The 21,758-nt window shown below is 59.5% G+C and carries 24 protein-coding genes; 11 read left to right on the plus strand and 13 right to left on the minus strand.

Annotation, left to right across the window (positions count from 1 at the left end):
- Positions 1 to 179 precede the first annotated feature (179 nt).
- Positions 180 to 1,064 (minus strand): dienelactone hydrolase family protein, encoded by an 885-nt coding sequence (locus BSG20_RS14035; protein ID WP_072376410.1) that lies wholly within the window; start codon positions 1,062 to 1,064, stop codon positions 180 to 182.
- Between the two features lie 217 nt (positions 1,065 to 1,281).
- Here BSG20_RS14035 and parE point away from each other — a divergent pair, with 217 nt between their 5' ends.
- Entirely contained in the window at positions 1,282 to 3,354 is a 2,073-nt protein-coding gene (gene parE / locus BSG20_RS14040) for a DNA topoisomerase IV subunit B (protein WP_072376278.1), read from the plus strand.
- A 5-nt stretch (positions 3,355 to 3,359) separates the two neighbouring features.
- Here the strand turns inward: parE and BSG20_RS14045 are convergent, their stop codons facing one another.
- Positions 3,360 to 3,815 (minus strand): OsmC family protein, encoded by a 456-nt coding sequence (locus BSG20_RS14045; protein ID WP_072376276.1) that lies wholly within the window; start codon positions 3,813 to 3,815, stop codon positions 3,360 to 3,362.
- A 4-nt stretch (positions 3,816 to 3,819) separates the two neighbouring features.
- Positions 3,820 to 4,437: a GntR family transcriptional regulator gene (locus BSG20_RS14050; protein ID WP_072376408.1), complete on the minus strand. Its 618-nt coding sequence runs from the start codon at positions 4,435 to 4,437 to the stop codon at positions 3,820 to 3,822.
- A gap of 204 nt (positions 4,438 to 4,641) precedes the next feature.
- On the opposite strand from BSG20_RS14050, the gene BSG20_RS14055 reads away from it, so the two are divergent.
- Positions 4,642 to 5,820, plus strand: a complete 1,179-nt coding sequence (locus BSG20_RS14055; protein WP_072376274.1) for an AI-2E family transporter — start codon at positions 4,642 to 4,644, stop codon at positions 5,818 to 5,820.
- Here BSG20_RS14055 and BSG20_RS14060 read toward each other — a convergent pair whose 3' ends face one another.
- Entirely contained in the window at positions 5,821 to 6,279 is a 459-nt protein-coding gene (locus BSG20_RS14060; RefSeq protein WP_072376272.1) for a GNAT family N-acetyltransferase, read from the minus strand.
- 117 nt (positions 6,280 to 6,396) lie between these two features.
- Between BSG20_RS14060 and BSG20_RS14065 the strand changes: the two genes are divergently transcribed.
- Complete coding sequence (locus BSG20_RS14065) at positions 6,397 to 6,807, plus strand: hypothetical protein (protein ID WP_072376270.1); 411 nt, start codon at positions 6,397 to 6,399, stop codon at positions 6,805 to 6,807.
- On the opposite strand, the gene BSG20_RS14070 is transcribed toward BSG20_RS14065, so the two are convergent.
- The 3 genes from BSG20_RS14070 to BSG20_RS14080 form a co-directional block, all read right to left on the minus strand.
- Entirely contained in the window at positions 6,804 to 7,976 is a 1,173-nt protein-coding gene (locus tag BSG20_RS14070; RefSeq protein ID WP_177309841.1) for a DUF2336 domain-containing protein, read from the minus strand. The genes BSG20_RS14065 and BSG20_RS14070 overlap by 4 nt on opposite strands.
- A gap of 79 nt (positions 7,977 to 8,055) precedes the next feature.
- Positions 8,056 to 8,658 (minus strand): flavin reductase family protein, encoded by a 603-nt coding sequence (locus tag BSG20_RS14075; protein ID WP_072376266.1) that lies wholly within the window; start codon positions 8,656 to 8,658, stop codon positions 8,056 to 8,058.
- Complete coding sequence (locus tag BSG20_RS14080) at positions 8,658 to 9,242, minus strand: nitroreductase family protein (RefSeq protein ID WP_072376264.1); 585 nt, start codon at positions 9,240 to 9,242, stop codon at positions 8,658 to 8,660. Before BSG20_RS14080 ends, BSG20_RS14075 begins: the two co-directional genes overlap by 1 nt.
- A 113-nt stretch (positions 9,243 to 9,355) precedes the next feature.
- Here BSG20_RS14080 and BSG20_RS14085 point away from each other — a divergent pair, with 113 nt between their 5' ends.
- Positions 9,356 to 10,447, plus strand: a complete 1,092-nt coding sequence (locus BSG20_RS14085; protein WP_072376263.1) for a hypothetical protein — start codon at positions 9,356 to 9,358, stop codon at positions 10,445 to 10,447.
- Between the two features lie 84 nt (positions 10,448 to 10,531).
- On the opposite strand, the gene thrS is transcribed toward BSG20_RS14085, so the two are convergent.
- From thrS to BSG20_RS14105, 4 genes are all read right to left on the minus strand, one after another.
- Positions 10,532 to 12,517 (minus strand): threonine--tRNA ligase, encoded by a 1,986-nt coding sequence (gene thrS, locus BSG20_RS14090; RefSeq protein ID WP_072376261.1) that lies wholly within the window; start codon positions 12,515 to 12,517, stop codon positions 10,532 to 10,534.
- A 122-nt stretch (positions 12,518 to 12,639) separates the two neighbouring features.
- The gene (locus tag BSG20_RS14095) at positions 12,640 to 13,164 is read right to left on the minus strand and encodes a DUF1697 domain-containing protein (RefSeq protein ID WP_072376259.1); all 525 of its coding nucleotides are present in this window, start codon (positions 13,162 to 13,164) and stop codon (positions 12,640 to 12,642) included.
- Positions 13,165 to 13,294: 130 nt separating this feature from the next.
- Positions 13,295 to 13,699: a membrane protein insertion efficiency factor YidD gene (gene yidD / locus BSG20_RS14100; protein ID WP_072376257.1), complete on the minus strand. Its 405-nt coding sequence runs from the start codon at positions 13,697 to 13,699 to the stop codon at positions 13,295 to 13,297.
- A gap of 12 nt (positions 13,700 to 13,711) precedes the next feature.
- A complete protein-coding gene (locus tag BSG20_RS14105) occupies positions 13,712 to 14,158 on the minus strand; it encodes an iron-sulfur cluster assembly scaffold protein (RefSeq protein WP_024314806.1) in 447 nt (148 codons plus the stop codon).
- 307 nt (positions 14,159 to 14,465) lie between these two features.
- Between BSG20_RS14105 and folE the strand changes: the two genes are divergently transcribed.
- The 3 genes from folE to BSG20_RS14120 all read left to right on the plus strand — a co-directional run bounded on the left by folE (position 14,466) and on the right by BSG20_RS14120 (position 16,654).
- Positions 14,466 to 15,086 carry a GTP cyclohydrolase I FolE gene (gene folE / locus BSG20_RS14110; RefSeq protein WP_072376255.1) on the plus strand — a complete coding sequence of 207 codons (621 nt, stop codon included), beginning with the start codon at positions 14,466 to 14,468 and terminating at the stop codon, positions 15,084 to 15,086.
- A 26-nt stretch (positions 15,087 to 15,112) separates the two neighbouring features.
- Entirely contained in the window at positions 15,113 to 15,571 is a 459-nt protein-coding gene (hisI, locus tag BSG20_RS14115; protein ID WP_072376253.1) for a phosphoribosyl-AMP cyclohydrolase, read from the plus strand.
- A 111-nt stretch (positions 15,572 to 15,682) separates the two neighbouring features.
- On the plus strand, positions 15,683 to 16,654 hold the full coding sequence (locus BSG20_RS14120) for a patatin-like phospholipase family protein (RefSeq protein ID WP_072376251.1): 972 nt from the start codon (positions 15,683 to 15,685) through the stop codon (positions 16,652 to 16,654).
- Positions 16,655 to 16,669: 15 nt separating this feature from the next.
- Here the strand turns inward: BSG20_RS14120 and BSG20_RS14125 are convergent, their stop codons facing one another.
- Positions 16,670 to 17,104, minus strand: coding sequence for a CBS domain-containing protein (locus BSG20_RS14125; protein ID WP_072376249.1), 435 nt, complete (start codon positions 17,102 to 17,104; stop codon positions 16,670 to 16,672).
- 103 nt (positions 17,105 to 17,207) lie between these two features.
- Positions 17,208 to 17,975 carry a rhomboid family intramembrane serine protease gene (locus BSG20_RS14130; RefSeq protein ID WP_072376247.1) on the minus strand — a complete coding sequence of 256 codons (768 nt, stop codon included), beginning with the start codon at positions 17,973 to 17,975 and terminating at the stop codon, positions 17,208 to 17,210.
- Between the two features lie 295 nt (positions 17,976 to 18,270).
- Here BSG20_RS14130 and BSG20_RS14135 point away from each other — a divergent pair, with 295 nt between their 5' ends.
- The 4 genes from BSG20_RS14135 (at position 18,271) to BSG20_RS14150 (ending at position 21,619) form a co-directional block, all read left to right on the plus strand.
- Positions 18,271 to 18,924: a PAS domain-containing protein gene (locus tag BSG20_RS14135; protein WP_072376245.1), complete on the plus strand. Its 654-nt coding sequence runs from the start codon at positions 18,271 to 18,273 to the stop codon at positions 18,922 to 18,924.
- Positions 18,925 to 19,002: 78 nt separating this feature from the next.
- Entirely contained in the window at positions 19,003 to 19,614 is a 612-nt protein-coding gene (locus tag BSG20_RS14140; protein ID WP_072376243.1) for a PilZ domain-containing protein, read from the plus strand.
- Positions 19,615 to 19,671: 57 nt separating this feature from the next.
- Positions 19,672 to 20,640 carry a prolyl aminopeptidase gene (gene pip / locus BSG20_RS14145; protein WP_072376241.1) on the plus strand — a complete coding sequence of 323 codons (969 nt, stop codon included), beginning with the start codon at positions 19,672 to 19,674 and terminating at the stop codon, positions 20,638 to 20,640.
- A 373-nt stretch (positions 20,641 to 21,013) separates the two neighbouring features.
- Positions 21,014 to 21,619: a transglutaminase-like cysteine peptidase gene (locus tag BSG20_RS14150; protein WP_024314797.1), complete on the plus strand. Its 606-nt coding sequence runs from the start codon at positions 21,014 to 21,016 to the stop codon at positions 21,617 to 21,619.
- Positions 21,620 to 21,758 lie beyond the last annotated feature (139 nt).

Genomic DNA, 21,758 nt, shown 5'->3' on the forward strand with positions numbered 1-21,758 from the left:
TTCCACATATCGAGCGGCCTTAGCAAAAGCAGGCATCAATGAAAAGGTTTCGTCCCCTTGCGTAAGGGAAATAACGGCTTTTTGTCGCGCAAATGCTCAGAATTTGGGGCCGATGTTGCTGAAAATCATAGACGGGAGCGCCATGCACGCCATCCGGCCTTCTGTCTTCCTCGCGATCGTCAGGAACCCAATAGCCAGTTCAGCGTACGGCGCCAATCGATCATCCGGATTGGCGTCCCATGGTTGCCTGTCTGGTAGAGCGTGAAATGCGTAGGGTAGCCCGTCGTCAGCAGCTTTTCGAACAGCGTCTGCTGGTCGCTCGCCGCATAGACCGGATCGCGGCTGCCATGGGCGAACCAAAGCGGCAGCTTGGCCTTGAAGAAGGAGCTCTTGGCAAAATCCGGATCGGCAACGCCGCTCAGGATCACCATCCCCTTGAGGCGCTTCACGCTGTCCGGATCGCGGCTCACGCCCCAACAGAGCTGGCTGCCCATCGACGCACAGGTCAGGATGATCGGCTTGCCGGGCGATTGTTTGGAAACGTAACGGATCAGACCTTCAATCGCAGCCACTCCATCGCTGTCGAAGCCTTTGACCGACGGCGAGTAGTAGACGCCGCCGTTGCCGGCCACCAGGTTCTTAAGGCGATTGAAGTTTCCGCCGAAGCTATAGTCGTTGGCGCCGAGACGCCGGTCGCCGTTGCGTCCGTGAATGAAGATGACCGCAAATGCGGCTCCCGAGCTTTGTCCCACCCGGGTGACATCGAGCCTTTGGGCGCCAAGCTGCAACGTCTCGTCCGACTGCTGCTTTCTGATTCCGAGAGACACATATTTTTGTTGAGCGCGTTTCTGCGGTATCTGATCGCGGCCGTTGATGTCGCGCATCTCGTCGTATTCGATGACGTCCAGCGCGCCTTTATCGCTTGTCTGCAGCACATTTTGTGTGGAAAAGAGATCGTCTTTGTAGGGCGGCAGCCGCTCAGCGGCATGGCCGCTTGTTGACGCCGCTAGGAAAAAGGCCGCAATTGCGGCGATAGTGGTGCAATGACTTGTGGACATTTGCATGCGCATGGTTCCCTGAGCCTTGTGACCGCTTGCCATTCCATGCCCATCAACGCAAACCATTTCCTGAGAAAGTCCGCCAGATCGGGCGGCGTCGCGTAACAAGGCGCTTTCTGGCAGAATCTGCCTGATTCGCAAACGTGACATCAAATGCGGTGATTTTGGGTCAGGCTTGGCGTAGGCCGCCTGCCCCCGACAGGATGAAGATCTGAACGGCCCCATGGACGATAGCAACGACCTCTTTTCTGGACTGCCCCTGACACCGAAGCAGGAGGAGGCTCCAAAGCCTGCCGAGCCGCCAAAGGCTGCGCCCGCCGAGGCCGCTGCTCCGGTCTCGCGTCAGGCGCCCGTGAGCTCGACATCGGACGACTACGGCGCGTCCTCGATCCGCGTTCTCGAGGGACTCGAGCCCGTTCGCATGCGTCCGGGCATGTATATCGGCGGCACCGACGAAAAGGCGCTGCACCACCTGTTCGCCGAGGTCATCGACAACTCGATGGACGAAGCGGTCGCCGGCCACGCCAACTTCATCGAGGTCTATCTCGACCGCGAGGGCTATCTGACGGTCAGCGACAACGGACGCGGGATACCCGTCGAAAACCATCCGCAGGTTCCAGGCAAGTCGACGCTCGAAGTCATCATGACCAAGCTACACGCCGGCGGCAAGTTCGACGGCAAGGCATACGAGACATCCGGTGGCCTCCACGGCGTTGGCGTTTCTGTCGTCAACGCGCTTTCCGACGTGCTGGAAGTCGAGGTTGCGCGTAATCGGAAGCTGTATCGCCAGCGCTTCTCCCGAGGTTTGCCGCAAGGCGAACTGGAGGAACTCGGCGACGTCCATAATCGTCGTGGCACACGTGTCCGCTTTCACCCCGATCCGCAGATTTTTGGCGAGCACGCAAAGTTCGATGCGGGGCGCGTGTTCCGTATGGCGCGCTCCAAGGCTTACCTCTTTGGCGGCGTGGAAATCCGCTGGAGCTGCGAGGAAGGTGTGCTGCCGCAAGGCTCCGAGATACCTGACAAGGCGGTCTTCCACTTCCCCGGCGGTCTGAAGGATTACCTGCAGGCGACGATGGGCAAGGAATTCACCGTCACCCGCGAGATCTTCGCAGGCAAGACGGAGAAGACCAGTGGTCACGGTTCGCTGGAGTGGGCAATCACCTGGTATGGCGGCGATCCTCAGGTTCATTCCTACTGCAATACCATCCCGACACCCGAAGGCGGTACACACGAGGCAGGCCTGCGCATCGCGCTGACTAAGGGCCTGAAGAATTACGCTGATCTGACGCAGAACAAGCGCGCCGCCCAGATCACCACCGATGACGTGATGATCTCCGCAGTCGGCATGCTGTCGGTCTTCATTCGCGAGCCTGAATTCGTCGGCCAGACGAAGGACAAGCTTGCGACCGTCGAAGCCCAGCGCATCGTTGAAAACGCACTTCGCGACCCGTTCGACCACTATCTTGCCGACAATCCGAACGAAGCAGCCAAGCTGCTCGACTGGGTCATAGAGCGCGCGGAAGAGCGCCTGCGCCGTCGCAAGGAAAAGGAAGTCAACCGCAAGACGGCCGTGCGCAAGCTGCGTCTGCCCGGCAAGCTCGCCGATTGCGCACAGAACACCGCCCAGGGTGCCGAACTCTTCATCGTCGAAGGTGACTCGGCCGGCGGCTCCGCCAAGCAGGCGCGTAACCGCGCCAACCAGGCCATCCTCCCACTGCGCGGCAAGATCCTCAACGTCGCAAGCGCCGGTCGCGAGAAGCTTGGCGCCAACCAGCAGCTCGCTGATCTCGTCCAGGCGCTCGGCTGCGGCACACGCTCGAAGTATCGCGAGGAAGACCTTCGCTACGAACGCATCATCGTGATGACCGACGCCGACGTCGACGGCGCTCACATTGCGTCGTTGCTGATCACGTTCTTTTATCAGGAGATGCCCGAGCTGGTCCGTGGCGGTCACCTCTTCCTTGCCGTGCCGCCGCTTTACAAGATCACCCAGGGCGCGAAGTCGGCCTACGCCCGCGATGACGCGCACCGGGCCGAGCTGATGGAGACCGAGTTCAAGGGCAAGGCCAAAGTCGAAATCAGCCGATTCAAAGGTCTCGGCGAAATGCTGCCGGCGCAGCTCAAGGAAACCACCATGGACCCAAGCAAGCGCACGCTGTTGCGCGTGGTCATTGACGAGGTGGATTTCGAGGGCACGCGCACGGCGGTCGACGACCTGATGGGAACGAAGCCGGAAGCTCGCTTCCGGTTCATTCAGGATCGTGCTGCCTTTGCGGAAAACCTCGATATCTGAAACGGTTAGTCGAGGTGCACTGTAATTTCCGTCTTCACGGAGTTGGCGAGGAAGCACAGTTCATGCGCCTCGTGATGTAGTCTCTGTTCGATCTCGCGGTTCGGCCTGTCGCCGGCATAGATGACCCGCGGACGAAGTTCTACGCGGCCAACCATTGTCTTGCCATCCACGGTTTCCATCAGGCCGGTCGCTGCATCGACATAGCTGTCGATCATGATGCGTTTTTTTGAAGCAAGCCAGAGGTAGAACAGCATGTGGCAGCTGGACAGCGCCGCAACGTACGCCTCTTCCGGATCCACATTTTCAGCAAGCGCGTAGGGCAACGGCACATTATGCGGCGAAGCGGAGGCAGCAACGGAAGCACCGCCATCGAAGTTCCATCTATGTCCGCGGCTGTAGCGTCCGTCGATAAAACTTGCCGCGCCCCGCTCCCACGCGACCTCTGCGGAAAACGTCGTCATCCTGTCATTCTCCTTCGCGCGTCAGGCGCGCTGTTGTCATCTGCAAATGGGCGGACAAGGCCTGCAGCGCAGCGGCTTCGTCGCGACGTGCGCAGGCTTCGATAATGGCGCGATGCTCGGCGTGGAGGCTGACGCGCTCATCGGAGCCCTTCGGTTGTTTCAGATAGGCGCGGCGCGATTCACGGCGCAGTTCATCGATCATGAAAAGAAGGCGGGCATTGCCGCATCGCCCATAGAGCGTTCGATGAAAAGCGACATCCAGCTCTTCCAGGATAGCAGGGTTCTCCTCTTCAACCAGATCTTCGTTGAGACGGTGCGCCTTACGCAGGTCGCTATCGCCGAGGATCGGCAGCGATCCTCGCAGCGCCATCTTCTCCAACGCTGCGCGGATCTCGGCGAGCTCACGTGCCTGCTCTTCCGTCAAACCGGCCACAGCAAGGCTTCGGTCTGGCCGCCGGTCGAGCAGGCCCGAGGCCAGCAGCCGATCAAGGGCTTGGCGCACCGGCTGGCGGCTCACACCAAATCGCTCCGCCAGAAGCTCCTGCTTCAGTACTGTGCCCGGCAGCAGGTTGCCGCCTTCAATTTCGCGCCGAAGCGCCGCCGTGATCACATTTGAATCCATGGATCCAAAGTAACCGATCGAGCGGATTTTGGCTACATTGTTGCAGGATTCTGTCATATTGATTGCGGAGAATGGGGTTAAGGAGCGTAGTGTAATCGCTGCGGATTTCGGATGCACCTGTTGGCAGCATTAACCGGTCATTGTGCTTGCGCCCGAGAGATACATGGCCCATATCCATAGTCAAAATAGGGGGAAAAGAGCGACGTGAGCCTTCCGAACAGCAATATCCAGCGAGAGTCGCGATGGCTCGGCCCTTCGGGTCCTGCCCGCACGCCATTAATTCCCTCGATCTCTGCGGCGCGCTGGCTGCTGGTCCTTGTTGTCGCGGCTGGCGTCTACTTCTTCTATGGCTTTGCCGTCCCGGTGCTTGCGGCGCTTGTCATCGGTTTTGCAAGCTGGCCGCTTTATCGCCGCCTGCTCGAGCGGGTCGGTGGAAACACCACGATCGCTGCCACCGTCGCCATTGTGCTGATCGTCACGTTCCTGGTCTTGCCGATCGTCTTCGCTGTCACCTATACGACAGGCGAAGTGCGAGAGTGGGTGGCCTGGGCAGTCCATGCAAACAGGTCGGGTGCGCCGACACCGCAGTGGATCATCGCCCTGCCCTTTGCCGGCCCCTATCTCGACGAGTTGTGGACCAAATATATTGGCAGCCCCGGCTCCATGGGTGAGGTGATCCAGGCTGTCAGCGGCGCCAACATCGGCAATATCTATCGGGCGATTCTGGCAGCAGGCGGCGGCGCCTTCCACCTATTGCTGACGCTGCTCTTCATGCTGATTGCGCTGTTCTTCGTTTACCGCGATGGTTCCGCTTTCTCGCGGCAGATCGACATGCTCGGCGAGCGTATTCTCCCGAACCGCTGGGAGCGGATTTCGCGGGTCGTACCGGCAACCATCAGCTCGACTGTCATGGGCATGACGTTGATCGCGATCGGCGAAGGCATCGTGCTCGGCGTCGCCTATTGGATCGCCGGTGTCCCCTCGCCCGTGACGCTCGGCGTTCTCACCGGCATCATGGCCTTGATACCGGGCGGCGCGCCGCTCTCCTTTACGCTGGTGTCCGTCTATTTGCTGGCTAGTGGCTCGCACATTGCCGGCGTCGGTCTTTTTGTTTGGGGAACGGTCGAGCTGTTCATTGTCGACAAGACGTTGCGGCCGAAGCTCGTCGGCGGTCCGATTAAACTGCCATTCCTGCCCACGTTCTTCGGCCTCGTGGGCGGCGTGAAGACCATGGGCTTCCTCGGCCTCTTCATCGGGCCGGTCCTGATGGCCCTCATCGTCGCGATCTGGCGCGAGTGGATGCACGAGGTTCGCGATGCGGAAACAGGACCACAAGTCATGATCGACGAACAGACCCCTCCGGGATCTCGCGCGGCTGAGTGATCAGGAGAGCCGCTTTTCCATGAACAGACTGAGCGGGTCCGGCAGGTAGCCACCGAACGGTTCTATTTCGACGTAGCCGTATTTGCGGTAGAGAGCGATTGCCTCCGGCTGGTAGATGCCGGTTTCGAGCCGAACGGCCCGCAGCTTCTTTTCAGCGGCGGCCGCTTCGAGCGCGTTCATCAGCTTGCTTGCCACCTTCAAGCCGCGCGCGGCCGGGTCAACGAACATGCGTTTGATCTCCGCCGTTCCGTCGCCAACCTCGACCAGCGCGCAGCAGCCGACGATCGCACTGTCGTTGCGCGCGACAAAGAAGTTGACGGTCGGCTTTTCCAACGTCGAGACCTCGACGAGGTGGTTGCTCTCCGGCGGATAGAGCGACTGCGCGTAGGTATCGGACATGTCGAGCAATCGGAGCACGCCTTCTTGGCGCGGTGGTTCTAGAGCAATCGTAATGGACACGGGATTTTCCTGTCTTGGGCGCGCTCCCCACGACGAAAAGCTAACGCTGGAGCGCCTTCATTCTGTTGGAATTACAGTCTCTAAGAGGCAGAGTTTCAATATTCACAAGGCGATATTATGCAAGCGGTATTGGTTGCAATGACCATCTTAGGGTGCAACGACTCGGTTACACAATGCAACTACATCGCCACGGTCGAGAAACAGTGGCAGAGCGTTGCAATGTGCGACGCCGACTCGGAAAGGCAACTGAAGCACTTTACGAATGTAAGCTACCCGACAGTCATTGCCGTTTGTGAGCCACCGAAGCCTGCTACGCCCCCGGACGCACCAAAGGCCGTCGTAGAAAACACGCCAAAACTGCCCGCACCAGCTGAAACGCAAGGGCGTTTGTCAGTTCTCGCTGACCGGGTGGCGGGCCAGGTACGTGCCCATTTACCATCCGGCAGCGATATGAAAACAGTGCTGGTTTCGCCCGTCCATTTCGTCTCGGGAAGCTATTCCTGGGTCGCGAAGCGGCTTGGCCCCTAGGCTGCGGCGAGAGACGTTACCTGCGCGTACGCGCGCGCATGCTGCCGCTGCTCCGCAATGTGCAGCCTTTCGACCGTCTCGAGGAGTTCTTGGGCAGCACCGCGCGTTCCATGCCGACGGAACTTCGCAAGCAGCTTGTCGCAGACGTCGCCGAGCATGGTGGCGGCAAGGTTTTTCGATGCCTCCCGCCACAGCAGCGTTGCTTCGACGAAGATCACGCTGATGTCGCGGGCAAGGCCGGCCGATTCGTAGAGGGCGCGCACTGCGTGCATGCGCCCAGTCGCGAGGATGGAGCGAACGCGTCGCTCATCACAACCCGTAAGGTTGACAATTGCAGCCGCAAAGAAGTCCACCTTGCCCGAACAGAGGGCATGCATCAGGAAGGACGGCGTCAGGTGGCCGCTTACCCGCAAATGTTCGACAAGGTCTGAAATCTCGTGCGGCGTGAGGTCGCCTGCAATCGAGACGACGGCGGCTTCGTTGGCTTCCCGGCTGATCCGATGCAATCGGTTCGGATCGATCGTCGCCTGCGCCAATGGCAGATTGACGAGAGCGACCCTGACATGCTGCGTCAACAACTGGCGTGCGTGTGCCGGCAGGTCCCAACGAGCCAGCAATAGATTGCGGATTTCGCAATGGTGGCCGAGACGCTCGGCAATTCTCTTGAGCGAATAAGGTGCGATCACCGCCCCGTCGTTTTCGAGAAGGCACAGGACGGTCTCGTCTTCGCCGATTTCTGCAAGCGCGGCAGAAACCGACCGTGAGATCGTGCCACGCGCTGCAATCAGTATTCGCGTAACGTCGCTGCCGCTGGTCGCCAGATCCACCAGGTCGGCATCCGACAGCAAGGGCGAGCATGTGACGGCGTGGCACGCAATCTCCGGCTGGTCCGCTGCGAGCGAGAGAATAATGGCTCGCGGCGCCTTCGGCGACCACGAGATTGCTTCGGCAAGCGCCAGCCTTACTTTGGGGGATGGGTCGTCGAGCAGGAAAGTCAGGGCCATCTCGGCGGCTGCGCGTTCTGCTGCAGCCATCTCGGACTGCAGATAGGCTCTGCCCAGGGCATTGGCCGCGCGGGCCCTGTCTCCGGCCTTGGCGGTTTCCGCCCAACGAAGAAATGCTTCTACGATCACCCGTGTGCCCCATGCCCGAATGCGATTCTCTCGCATTCCAATCAGTGGGACTACGGTATGCGCAAAAAGTTTATGATTGGTTCACCATGTTTATTAAAGGCTTGGCCCGGGAGCCTCAAACCTGCGGTCGGAACATTTCGAACACGTTGCTGTCTTCGCTGTAGTCCATGTAACCCATGCGCGCGACCGGCCTGGCGATCGCCATATCGAGGCGTCCATCGCGAATGATCGTTTCGTCGATGCGGATGCCGATGACCTGGCCGAAGACCATGATGTTCTCGCAATCCTCGCCGCTGAGTGACATCGGCACAAGGGTTTCCGTTACCTTGCATTCGAGCACGGCAAAGGCTTCGGCGACATAGGGCGCATCGACAAGCTCGCCTTTCCTCGCAGTCAGGCCGGCAAGCGCAAACTCGTCGACACCGTAGTCGACGGCAGCCGATGAGGTATTCATCTTCTCGACCAGGTTCCGGCTCACGAAGTTGCAGGTGAACTCGCCCGTCTCGACTGCATTCCTCTGACTGTGCTTGCGGCCGGCGGAAGAAAACATCACGAGTTTCGGGCGGTCGGAAATCGCATTGAAGAAGGAGTACGGCGCGAGATTGATCGAGCCGTCCCTTCCCTTGCTGCCGATCCAGCCGATCGGGCGCGGCGCGACGATCGCCTTGAAGGGATCATGCGCCAGACCGTGCCGGTTCGTATCGGTGGTATAGAACATCAGTCCTCTCCGCCAAACCAGGTAACCGTCTCGGTCAACTCCGGACGCGGGCGCTCGACGGCAGGAAACGTCGTCGACCCCATGTGAATGAAGCCGGCGATCCTTTCGCCCGGCTTGACGCCGAGCAGCTCGTAGGCCCGCTCGTCGTAGGCGAACCATTCCGTCAGCCAGTTGGCGACCCATCCGTGGGCGTTGGCGGCAAAGATGATGTTGAGGCAGACTGCGCCGGCAGACATCAACTGCTCCCACTCGGGAATCTTCATATGCGGGCCGGACTTGCTGACCACGGCAACGACGACAGGAGCGCGGGTCAAACGCGTCCGCTCCACCTGTATCATTTCGTCGGAAAGGTCTGGCTTGGCCTCGACTGCGAGCTTCAGAAGCTCCTCGCTGATCCGGGCACGCTCGCCGCCGCGATAGACGATGAAGCGCCATGGCGCGAGCTTGCCGTGATCAGGCACGCGCGAGGCCAGGCGCAAAATCTCTTCGATCTCGGCCTTATCGGGCCCCGGCTCTGACATCTGGAACGCAGGAATAGAACGGCGCACGCCGAGATAGTCGATCAGCTTGATATCGGATTTCATGCGGGAGAGACTTCCATTTTCATGACAGCATTTGGGATGGGTCTTGAATTTGCCATCGCGTTGGTCTTGAAGTGGCCTCTGTGATTTCAGATGTCAATTGGTTCGTACGACACATGGTTGGCATTTCGCCATATGCACGCATAAGCCTGGCCTTCGCTTTCACTGCCCTGCTGCCTTTGGGCAGTCAGGCGCAGGAGGCCTTCCAGACCTTCAGGCAGATGGACACGACGGCGAAGATGCCGAAGCTGAACGCCTTCATTGCGCCGGGTACGGCGCCGCAGGGCTCGAAGCTGCACGAGGTCGCCCTTGAGGCAAAGCTGACGGCCAATGGCGATGCGGTCCAGGACGGCCTTTCCTGGTATGTGTTCAGCCCCATGACGGGCTCCGATGGCAAGCTCCCGCTGATTGCATCGTCGCAGGGCGGCTCTGCGGACTTCCAGCTTGCGCCCGGAGACTATTTCGTCAACGTTTCCTTCGGTCGCGCCGGTGTTACCCGCAAACTGACGGTTCCCGAAGAGGGTAAGGTTGACAAGCAGACGATGGTGCTGGAGGCCGGCGGATTGCTGTTGAACGCCGTATCGGGCTCGGACGTCCGCATCCGGCCGGATCAGCTTAGCTTCTCGATCTACTCCGCCGAGGTGCGCGAAGACGGGGAGCGCGGTCTTGTCATGGCTGATGTGCCCCCCAATACCGTGGTTCGTCTGAATGCGGGGACGTACCACATTGTCTCCGAATACGGCGACACAAACGCTTCGATCCGCGCCGACATCCAGGTGGAAGCGGGCAAGCTCACAGAAGCAACGATCCAGCACAAAGCCGCGCAGATCACCTTCAAACTCGTGTCCGACGCCGGTGGAGAAGCGATTGCCGATACCGCCTGGTCGATCCTGACGGCCGCTGGCGACAGTGTCGGCGAGAGTGTCAGCGCCTTCCCGACCATGGTGCTTGCCGAAGGCGAATATTCAGCGGTTGCCCGAAACAAGGACAAAATCTACCAGCGTGATTTCAAGGTGGAGGCCGGCAAGAACACCGATGTCGAAGTCCTGATGAAGGACGTACAGCCCGAAGCGCCGACTGAGGCGGCAAAAACGGTGCAGGTTCAGCCGGATCAACAACCGCCGGCGGGTGACACTTCGTCCCCGACGCAGGCGCCATTGCCCTCTTATGATCAACTGCAGAGCGGCACCGGCGACGACGCGGACTAATCTGCTTCAACGTGTTGCGGACAAAGAAAGCCGCCCGGTCTGTCCAGAGACCGGGCGGTTTTGTATTGTGGTCTGGTTGGTGGCTCAGGCCGCCTTTGCCTTCTTGGCTTCCGCCTTGCGACGGATATCCGGCGGCGTGGCTTCGAGCCCGAGGCTTGCGATCGCCTCGTCAAGCGACATCGCGGTCTGCTCCTGGCTCCCGAGACGGCGGATATTGACCGTGCGCTCTTCCGCTTCCTTTTTGCCGCATACGATGATGACGGGAACTTTCGTAACGGAATGTTCGCGGATCTTGTAATTGATCTTCTCGTTACGGAAGTCTGTCTCGACCGTCAGGCCGGCGTCGCGCAGTGCTGCCGCAACTTCGGCGCCATAACCATCGGCCTCGGAGGTGATCGTCGCAACCACGACTTGCTGCGGCGATACCCACAGCGGCAGGTGTCCTGCGAAGTTCTCGATCAGGATGCCGAGGAAGCGCTCCATCGAGCCGCAGATGGCGCGATGGATCATCACCGGTTGCGTCTTTTCCGAGTTGCTGTCGATGTAGAAGGCACCGAAGCGTTCCGGCAAGTTGAAGTCGACCTGCGTCGTGCCGCACTGCCATTCGCGGCCGATGGCGTCCTTCAGCGTATATTCGAACTTCGGACCGTAGAACGCGCCCTCGCCCGGCAGAATGCCGGTCTTGATGTTGTTCGACTGCTGCTGGATTGTCTCCAGCACCTCGGTCATCACGCTTTCGGCGCGATCCCACAGGTCGTCCGAGCCGACGCGCTTTTCCGGGCGCGTTGAAAGCTTGATCGTGATCTCATCGAAGCCGAAGTCTTTGTAGACCGAAAGGATCAGATCGTTGATCTTCAGGCACTCGGCTGCCATCTGCTCGTCCGTGCAGAAGATGTGCGCATCGTCCTGCGTGAAGCCGCGCACGCGCATCAGGCCATGCAGTGCGCCTGACGGCTCGTAGCGGTGGACGGTGCCAAATTCCGCAAGGCGAATTGGTAGTTCACGATAAGACTTCAGACCGTGCTTGAAGATCTGCACGTGACCGGGGCAGTTCATCGGCTTCAGCGCGAAGACGCGGTCGTCATCCGTATCGTCGCCGGCAACGGTCACCTTGAACATGTTGTCGCGGTACCAGCCCCAGTGGCCGGACGTTTCCCAAAGCGACTTATCAAGCACTTGCGGCGCGTTGACCTCCTGGTAGTCTTCAGCGAGGCGGCGGCGCATATAGGCGACAAGCGTCTGGAACATCCGCCATCCCTTGCCGTGCCAGAAGACGACGCCTGGACCTTCCTCCTGGAAGTGGAAGAGATCCATCTCGCGGCCGAGCCGACGATGGTCGCGCTTCTCGGCCTCGGCAAGCACGTGGAGGTAATTGTCGAGATCTGCCTGCTCGGCGAATGCCGTGCCGTAGATGCGGGTCAGCATTGGATTGTTGCTGTCACCACGCCAGTACGCGCCGGCCACTTTCATCAGCTTGAACGCCGTGCCGATCTGGCCGGTAGACGTCATGTGCGGCCCGCGGCACAGGTCGAACCAGTCGCCCTGATAATAGATCTTCAGATCCTGGCCTTTGGGAATCGCATCGACGAGCTCGACCTTGTAGCTTTCGCCCTTCGCGGCAAAGACTTCCTTGGCCTTTTCTCGCGACCAGACTTCCTTGGTGAACGGCGCGTTGCGAGCGATAATTTCCTTCATCTTCTTTTCGATCTTTGGCAGATCGTCCGGTGTGAAGGGCTCGTTCTTTGCGAAGTCGTAGTAGAAACCGTTCTCGATGACCGGGCCGATCGTTACCTGCGTGCCGGGCCAAAGCTCCTGCACCGCTTCTGCCATGACATGGGCTGCGTCATGCCGGATCAGCTCCAGCGCGCGGCCATCGGCGCGGGTGATGATTTCGATCGTGCCTGCCGTCACCGGATCGTCAAGGTCATGCACCTGACCGTCGATCGCGATCGCGACTGCCTTCTTGGCAAGCGACTTGGAAATGGATTCTGCGACATCCTTACCGGTTGCGCCAACATCGTAGTTACGCACGGAACCATCGGGAAATGTCAGGGAAATGGATTGGGACATCTAGAATTCTCCTTGTCCAGTCCCGCCAACGAATGCGGGTGGTTGCAATGAAGCGCTTCGTCCGCACGAATGCGCCGCCGCCTGATACCGAGATTTGCTGCTTGAGTAAAGAAGAAGGCAGCTCAGCCGATCATTTCGGCAAGGCCGCGAACCGTGTTCCAGTTTCGCAGCGTACCGACGCCCATACGCTTGGTCGTCAGTGCTGAAAGCAACTTCCATTCGCTTGGTTTGCCGGCAAAATCGATCCAGAGGTCGCCATCTGTGATCGCGAGGCGCTGCTTCGGATTGGCATAAGGTCGAAGCGTCTCGATGGCCGTAGGGGCGAGTGGTCTTCGCATCACCCGTACGATGAGTTGGCTGCCCTCGCCGTCCGGAAACGGATTCGAGCCCGCAAGCTTCAACCAGTCGACACCGCTGCGCACAATGATATCGACCGGCTTGCCGTAGCGTGCATTGAACGCTGCTTCCAGCCTTGCCTCGATATCGCAGAGTTGTGTTACGTCTGCCTCAAAAACCATGTTGCCGGTTGAGACCAGCGTTCTTGGATTTCTGTAACCGACGTCGGTTGCCATGTCTCGAAGGTCAGACATCACGACCCGGCGGCCGGGGGCAAGCACGATACTGTGCAGCAGCGCAACGTAGATCATGCCTTCCAGAACTCCGCTGCTTTGTCGGGAAGGTTTGCAAGGACGCGTTCGAATGCAGTCGCATCGACACGCCTGGCCAAGGCATCGGCGACTTCATGACAACGGCGAAATACATGAAATGCGCCCGCCGTCATCTCTCAGCCCGCTTGCGCCCAAGCGCGAAATAGCGCCAGGGCGTCCACCAGTGCAAGCGCTCACCGAGCTGGCCGGGGACCGGGTCGAGCCCGCTCGTGCCTCCCGGCCCGCAGCGTGCGACGCGAAACAATGTCATCCATCCGCCGCTCCACAGCCCATGCCGCGCGACCGCCTCGTAGCCATATTCCGAGCAGGTCGGGATGTGCCGGCAGGAATTGCCGACAAAGCCGGAGAGTGTCAACTGATAAAGGCGGATAAAACCCATACCGAGCAATCGGCCGGGTGTCTTGCGAAACGGGCCGGAATAGTTACGGGAGTAGAGGGCTGTTCGCTGGCGCGGCGCGGCGGCGCCACCTTCGTCTTCGCCATCATCTCGGCTTATGGAGCAGAAGTCGCACATCGGTATTGCCGCTTAGGCCTCGACGGTTTCGGCGCGTCTGGCTTCGATCTGGCCGATTGCATCGACGACGGCGTCGAAGGTCAGCATCGTGGAAGCATGTCGTGCCTTGTAATCTTTCACGGGGCGGAGATAGCGCATGTCCTCGAACCGGCCTTCCGGGCCCTCGCCGTCCGCCTTCAGCATTACAAGCATGTCCTCGCGCGCCTTGCGCAATTCCGTCGCGTTCGCGCCGACGACATGGCGCGCCATGATCGAAGAGGATGCCTGTCCAAGCGCGCAGGCTTTGACGTCATGCGCAAATCCGGTCACCGTATCGCCATCCATCTTTAGCCAGATCTTGACCTTGGAGCCGCAGAGCTTGGAATGCGCCTGGGCGCTGGCGTCGGCATCCGGCAGGCTGCCGATCAGCGGAATGTTGCCCGCAAATTCGAGGATTTTGCTGTTGTAAATATCGTCCATCGTGGATTCCGCTCCAGACTTCATGCGGATCGGCGCCTCAAAACTCATTGTAGCACAAAAGAAAAACACAGCGTGTCGTGCCGGGAGACTTACATAAGGATGCCGTTTTCCTATATGTATGTCGTTCGAAGGCCAGAAAAATGCAATGGTCTTGGCTACGTTTGATTGGGAAACCGTGCCGGAAGGGCATCAATTCGAGCCCTGAAAGCCCCGGAGCCTGCCAAAGGTGCATGAATTCCCTTGAGTGGAATTGCCAGTGGCTAGTCCGAAAGACGGTCCGCAAAAGCGGACCAGGAGACTGTTACATATGGACGCCATAATCAAGAATTTTCCGCAGACCCCCGCCGATCTAGAAGCCGATCGGCCCAGCCAGAAAGAAGCTGAGGACGCCGTCCGCACGCTCTTGCGTTGGGCCGGCGACGATCCGTCACGAGAAGGTCTCCTGGATACTCCGGCTCGCGTGGCCAAGGCCTATCGCGAACTTTTCGCCGGCTATGATATGGACCCGGAAGACGTGCTTGGCCGCACCTTCGAAGAGGTCGCCGGCTATGACGACATGGTCCTGGTGAGGGACATTCCCTTCTTCTCCCATTGCGAACACCACATGGTTCCGATCATCGGCAAGGCCCATGTCGCCTACATGCCCGACGGCAAGGTGCTCGGCCTATCGAAGATCGCCCGCGTCGTCGAGATCTACGGTCGCCGCCTGCAAACTCAGGAAACTATGACCGCCCAGATTGCGAAGGCGATCGACGACACGCTGGCGCCGCGCGGTGTTGCAGTCATGATCGAGGCTGAACACATGTGCATGGCGATGCGCGGCGTGCAAAAGCAGGGCTCGACCACATTGACGACAACATTTACCGGAACGTTCAAAACTGAGCCGGCTGATCAAGCCCGATTCATGACCATGGTCCGGAGCCGCTGATTACGGCTTCGATTGAGAAAGCCGCGATGATGCCCTTTGCATTCAATGCACCGTCCGACGACAAATCCGAACTCGAGGACGCGGGCGACTTCACGCCGCGGTTCGACGATCGCGGCCTGATCACTGCGATCGTCACCGATGCCGCCGATGGCGAGTTGCTGATGGTGGCGCATATGAATGCACAGGCCCTCGCCCTGACCATACAGACGGGAAAGGCCCACTACTTCAGCCGCTCGCGTGGCAAGCTCTGGATCAAGGGCGAAACATCGGGCAACACCCAGATGGTCAGGGAAATCCGGACGGATTGCGATCAGGATGCCATCTGGCTGAAGGTCGAGGTAGCTGGCCACGATGCCACCTGTCACACTGGCCGCCGGTCCTGCTTCTATAGAACCGTCAAACTCGAAGGCGGCAAGCCGATGCTCGAAATCGTCGATGACGAGCTCCAGTTCGACCCAAATGAAGTTTACGGAAAAGAGTCGTAAGAACGGGCAATTGCCACTTATTGGGCCAAAAGCTACGCCTATATACGAATTGGAAAGGGAGACGGGACACTAATATACTCACCTGATTATTTGCCGGGAGGGAGGCGCGCCATGCTTAATTGGGGTTTGTACCGCCAAAGCTCTGAGGCAGGCACGTCCAACACCAGCACTCCGGCATCGCCAGATATGAGCGTCCCCAGGACTCCCGAGCCTACTCCCAAGAAAACCAAGCTTGCTCTCGCGCTCGGCGGCGGCGCCGCACGCGGCTGGGCCCATATAGGCGTCCTGCGCGCCTTGGATGAAGAAGGCATCGAGATCGGCATGGTCGCCGGAACCTCAATCGGCGCCCTCGTCGGTGGATGCTATCTGGCCGGCAAGCTGGATGAACTCGAGGCCTTCGCCCGTTCGCTGACGATGCGGCGCATTGCAAGCCTGCTTGACCTCACAATCGGCGGCAGTGGCTTGTTCGGCGGCATGCGGTTGACGAAACGCATGCAGGAGCATCTGGAAGGCCTGAATGTCGAAGATCTGGACCGGCCGTTCGTGGCTGTTGCCGCCGAGGTAAACACCGGGCATGAGGTCTGGATCGCCAACGGCTCATTGATTACGGCGCTTCGCGCCTCCTATGCCCTGCCCGGCATTTTCGAACCCATTCGCAGCAATCAGCGGACGCTCGTCGACGGCGCGCTGGTCAATCCGGTTCCTGTTTCCGTCTGCCGCGCCTATGAGCAACCGCTCGTGGTCGCCGTCAACCTGAACTACGACCTTTATGGTCGGTCAGCCGTCGTCCGGCACAATGCCACCCTCTCGCCGTCTGAAGTGCATCGGCGCGAAGAGGTGCCCTATGCCAGGCTCGGCATGACTGGTGTGATGGTGCAGGCTTTCAACATCATCCAGGACAGGATTGCGCGTGCGCGCCTTGCGGGCGATCCGCCGGATATATCGCTTCAGCCGCGCCTCGGCGATATCGGCCTGTCCGAATTCCATCGCGCTGGAGAAGCGATCGAGCGCGGCTACGATGAAGCCAAGCTGAGGCTTCCCGAGCTGAAACGGATGCAGGAACTATTCGCCGGCTCCCTCTAGGCACCGGCGAAGCATTCAGCCGGCGATGTAGGCTTTGATCTGCTCGGCTTCCAGTTCGACTTCCGCGATACGCGTCTTCACGACGTCACCAATCGAGATGATACCGGCGAGCTTGCCGTTGGTTTCAACCGGAACGTGGCGGAAGCGGCGGCTTGTCATCAGCCCCATCAGGTCATTCACGGTTGAATCTTCATGGCACCGGTAAACCTTTGCAGTCATCAATGAGGCAACGGGCTGATCGAGACAGGCGGCTCCCGCCTTGGCGATCGCGTGCACGACATCGCGCTCCGTGAAAATCCCGGAAATCTTGTTCTCCATCCCGACGATGACGATAGCGCCGATCTTTTTCTTGCTGAGAATCACAGCCGCTTCGGAAACGGTCGTGTTCGGCCCGGCGGTTACGACATCCCTGCCCTTTGCGTCGAGTATGGCCTTGACTGAATTGGACATTTTGAACCTCCTATGTCGAAAGTGAAGCACTTCAACTGATCACAGGCATCCGCGGCGGTCTCTCCTCCCATCACGGATCAGTTCGGATGGTGCACTCCAATCTTCAAGATTGCAATATATCCGATGTCTCTGAAGTTAGCGGCTCCTCGGGCGGTTCCCGGTCAAAAAGACCGAAGAGAACGAAGCCGAAAATGAATCCTCCGATGTGGGCGTCCCAAGCGATTGCCTGTGACCCGTCGCCGATCAACGGGACGCCGACAGCAATCAGCAGATTGCCCACGAACCAGAAGAGAATGAATGCGACGACCGTGCGGCTGCGAAACGCTTCGAGCATCGAAAGACGCGCATTGAGATGCGCCGGCCGGGCAATCCGCTGTTCCGGTGGGAATGCAAAGCGGCAGGCGGCGCCCATCAAGCCGGACACCACCCCGGACGCGCCGATCAGCAACGTGGCCTCTCCCCAATTCAGGGCCGCATGGAGAGCGGCCGACGCGATCGCGGATAGCACCCAGAAGGTTACAAATCGGAACGCGCCAATTCGGCGCGCCACCGGCGTGCCAAAGGCCATCAGCCATAGCCCGTTGAAAACGATATGCTCTATGCTGCCGTGAAGGAACGAATAGGTGATCGGCGTCCAGAGAAGTTGTGGCCCCTGCTCCGACAACGGCGTGATGTACCGCAGCGGAATAAAGCCGAAATTGAAGAACAGCCAGTCGAGACCGTTGCCAGATAAAAACAGTGATTGAACGGCGTATATCAGCCCCAATAGCGCAAGTGCTGCTAGCACCGGGCGTGGAAGATTGAAGATGGGCGACGGCGGCGGCGCCGGAGGCTCCATCGCCGCTTGCGGCTCGACCGAGTGCTCGTTCATCTTCGTCCTCGCTTGATTGCGGCACAGCCTTACAGGACGAAACGTCAAAAAAAAAGCCGTCCGGCAGACCGGACGGCCTTCGAGCGTCTAGGGATAGACCCGCGCCCGACAGTCCGTGCTGAACTTCCCGAAGGCAGGAAGCTGTGAGGAAACACTGCCACGGCACGGCTGGCGGCTCAATCGAAACCCTTCATTAACCTTAACTGCCGCGAGCTGGCATGAAATGCGCAGGGCATCAAACGACACGGGCCATGACGGCTGTGTTTTGATCCAAAGTGAAACAGCCGGTGCCGTAATGCGTCTCAAAACCACGATCGACCTGTTCGAATATTGGAATCGCCTCCGCGGCCAGGACCTTGCGCCGCTGAGATCGCAGGTCGAGCCAACGGATTTGCGGCAGATTCTGTCGAGTGTGTTTCTCCTCGAAACAAGCGAGACGGGTCGCGTCGCGTTCCGTCTTGCCGGAACACGCATTTGCGATCTCTTTGGTCGCGATCTCGGTGGCGCCCCGTTTTCCGAACTCTGGGCCTACGGGAATGATGATATCGAACACACAGCGGCCGGCGTCATGACGCACGCGATCCCCGCGTTGCTCAACGCCACGGGGTTCACCGCGGCCGGTCATCGTGCCTGCTTCGAAATCATCCTGCTGCCAATACGCCGCGACGACGGCGAATGCGACAAGCTACTGGGCGCCATCGCTCCCGCGGCCGCGGTAAGCTGGCTCGAAGTCGTGCCGCTCCAGTTCCTCGCTCTCGATCGCAGCCGATTGCTGCACGAACGGCTTGGCGGCGATGAGGAGCCTAATGACACGGAGTTCGACGACCAGCACACGCTATACGCGCGCCCACCCTCGATCGCCGATACAATGCGACGCGTCATGTCTAGTCTATTTGTTGAAGCCGACGGTCCTGGTGTTCCGGTCCGACACAACCGATTGCGTGCGTAGAGGACGAACCTGAACAACCTTCTGTTAAGGGATTGCGGGTAATGATCGGCCGGTTGTATTTTATGAAGAAGCCCTTTGATGCACGCGTTCCAGCAAGTTCAGACGCAACGGACTGCGCCTCGCCTCGAACAAGGTGCCTTTCAACGCGTACCCATTAACATGCAGGGCCGGCTGATGCTGGCGAACTACGAGGAATTTGAGTGCCTGGTGATCGACATGTCGCCGGGCGACATGTACGTGACTTGCCAGGGGCGTCCTCGCGCCAATGAGCGTGTCGTGGCCTACATCGACCACCTCGGACGCGTCGAAGGCTATGTGCAGACGGTCGACGGTCGTGGTTTCTCCATGTCGATCCACGCGACCGAACGTAAGCGCGAGAAGCTCGCGGCGCAGCTCACCTGGCTCGCAAACAAGCATGAGCTCGGCCTTCCGGAAGACCGCCGCCACGACCGCCTGACGCCGCGTGAGACCAAGACCGAGATCACCTTGGAAGACGGCGCCCGCTACAGCTGCCGCATCATGGACTTGTCGCTTTCCGGCGCCGCAGTCGATGTCGAGGTGCGTCCGCCGATTGGGACGCCTCTCCGTCTCGGCAATATGCGCGGCCGCGTTGTGCGCCATTTCGTGGAAGGTGTCGCGATCGAGTTCCTGTCGATCCAATCGCGGGAAACGCTCCGCGAATTTCTCTGATCGCTGTCACAGTCGCGTCGCGCACGTAATGCATGAGGCTGCCGCAACAGGTGGCGTATGCCGATTATCTATCCGGAAATAGAACCCTACGAGCACGGCTTCCTCGACGTGGGCGACGGGCAGCGACTCTATTGGGAAACCTGCGGCAATCCCGGTGGCCTGCCGGCACTGTATCTTCATGGAGGACCGGGTTCCGGCTGTTCAACATTCGCTCGCCGTTATTTTGACCCGTCTGTTTACCGTATCGTCCTCTTCGATCAGCGCAATTGCGGTCGCAGCCTGCCGAACGCTGCCGACATGGGGACCGAGCTTGGGACCAACACGACCTGGCATCTTGTCGAAGACATCGGGAAACTGAGACGTCATCTGCAGGTGACGAATTGGTTGCTGCTCGGCACCTCGTGGGGTTCGACGTTGGCGCTTGCCTACGCACAGACATATCCAGCGTGCATTCGCGAGATCGTGCTTGCCGGCGTCACCACCACGCGCCGGTCGGAAATCGAGTGGCTCACACATGGAATGGCTAGCCTCTTTCCGATGGAACGGGACCGTCTGCTGAACGCGCTTCCCGCCGATTTCAGGCAGCTCGGCGTAGTTGAGGGCTATCACCGTCTTCTCAACTCGCCCGACCTTGGCATCCGTCTTGAGGCCGCTTGCAATTGGCACGATTGGGAGGCGGCTTCTATCCTCCTCGCTGATCCGATGGGGCTTCCTCGTCGCTGGCAAGATCCTCGCTACCTGTTGACGCGGGCTCGGATCATCACGCATTATTTCCGCAATCTCGCCTGGCTGGACGACGGCGTCCTGCTACGCAATGTAGGAAGACTGGCGGACATACCGGGCGTGTTTGTCCAGGGCCGGCTGGACCTCGAGGCGCCACTCGTGACGGCATGGGAATTGTCGAAAGCCTGGCCGCAAAGCAGGCTTGTTATCGTGGAGAATGCCGCCCATTCGGCGTCGCACGAGGGTTTGGCAGGCGCAATTGTCGATGCAACAGACACTTTTGGCAAAATTCCTCAAAAATAATTCTGCTACCGCAACCGAAACTGGCGTTCCAATCTGCCAATTTCACAGCCAATTCCTCGGTTTCAATCGAAGCGAGCGCCGGCGTGGCGGCCAGCTCGGATAGTAAATAAAGGCTTCCCAAAATTCCGGGACTGGCCGCCCCGTTAATAACTTGTCCCAAAATGCGGCGATCATCGACCGGACGTCTTTCCGAGGACGTGACAATTTTAATAAAAATTAGCGCGAAAGCGCTTCGAATTTTAGGTGCATTTGATTCTGTTTTTAGTCGATTTCTCTGCGTGTTTGAATCAACTAAGTCTTTAATTTGACTGCGTAATTTTGCGCTGAATAAAAACGTCTGTGTCAGGTTCTCCTCACAACGGGGAGACGATAAATGACGGTAGCAACTTTCATCAAAGGCGGTCTGGCCGCCGGTGCGATGTTGATCGCGATGGTGGGTTCGGGACAAGCGACCCCCCTCAACATGACGGTTCTCGGCAACGCGAGTCCGCCGATCGGCGCCTATCAATTCTGCAAGGAACTGCCTACCGATTGCGCCAATGCAGCCGGCGATCAGGGCGAGCTCCTTTTGACGGAGGACCGCTGGAAGACGATCCTCAAGGTCAATTACCAGGTCAACTCGACCATTACGCCACTCACCGACAAGGAAATCTACGGCGTCGAAGAGCGCTGGGCCTATCCGCGCACCGTTGGCGACTGCGAGGACTATGCGCTCCTGAAGCGGAAAACGCTGATCGATGCCGGTTTTTCACCTTCCGATCTGCTCATGACCGTCGTGCTGCAGCCGAACGGCGAAGGCCATGCGGTGCTGACCGTGCGCACCGACCGCGGCGATTTCATTCTCGACAACATGCGCAACAAAGTCATGCTTTGGGCCGATACCGAATACACGTTCCTGAAGCGACAGTCCGCTGACGATCCGACCCGCTGGGTCAAGTTGCAGGACGGTCGCGCCGTGGCGGTCGGCAGCGTCAAGTAGGCTGTCGCCGGATCGACCGGCGACCACCATACGGCTCCGGTCGTCCCCCGCATCCCCGTCCCTGACCGGCGCCACAGAGCCGCTTCCGCTGTCCCGGGAGCGGTTCGTTTTTTGGGCGCATTAGCGCGAAGCTTAATTG

This window comes from Rhizobium tibeticum (assembly GCF_900110205.1).
Lineage (GTDB): Bacteria > Pseudomonadota > Alphaproteobacteria > Rhizobiales > Rhizobiaceae > Rhizobium > Rhizobium tibeticum.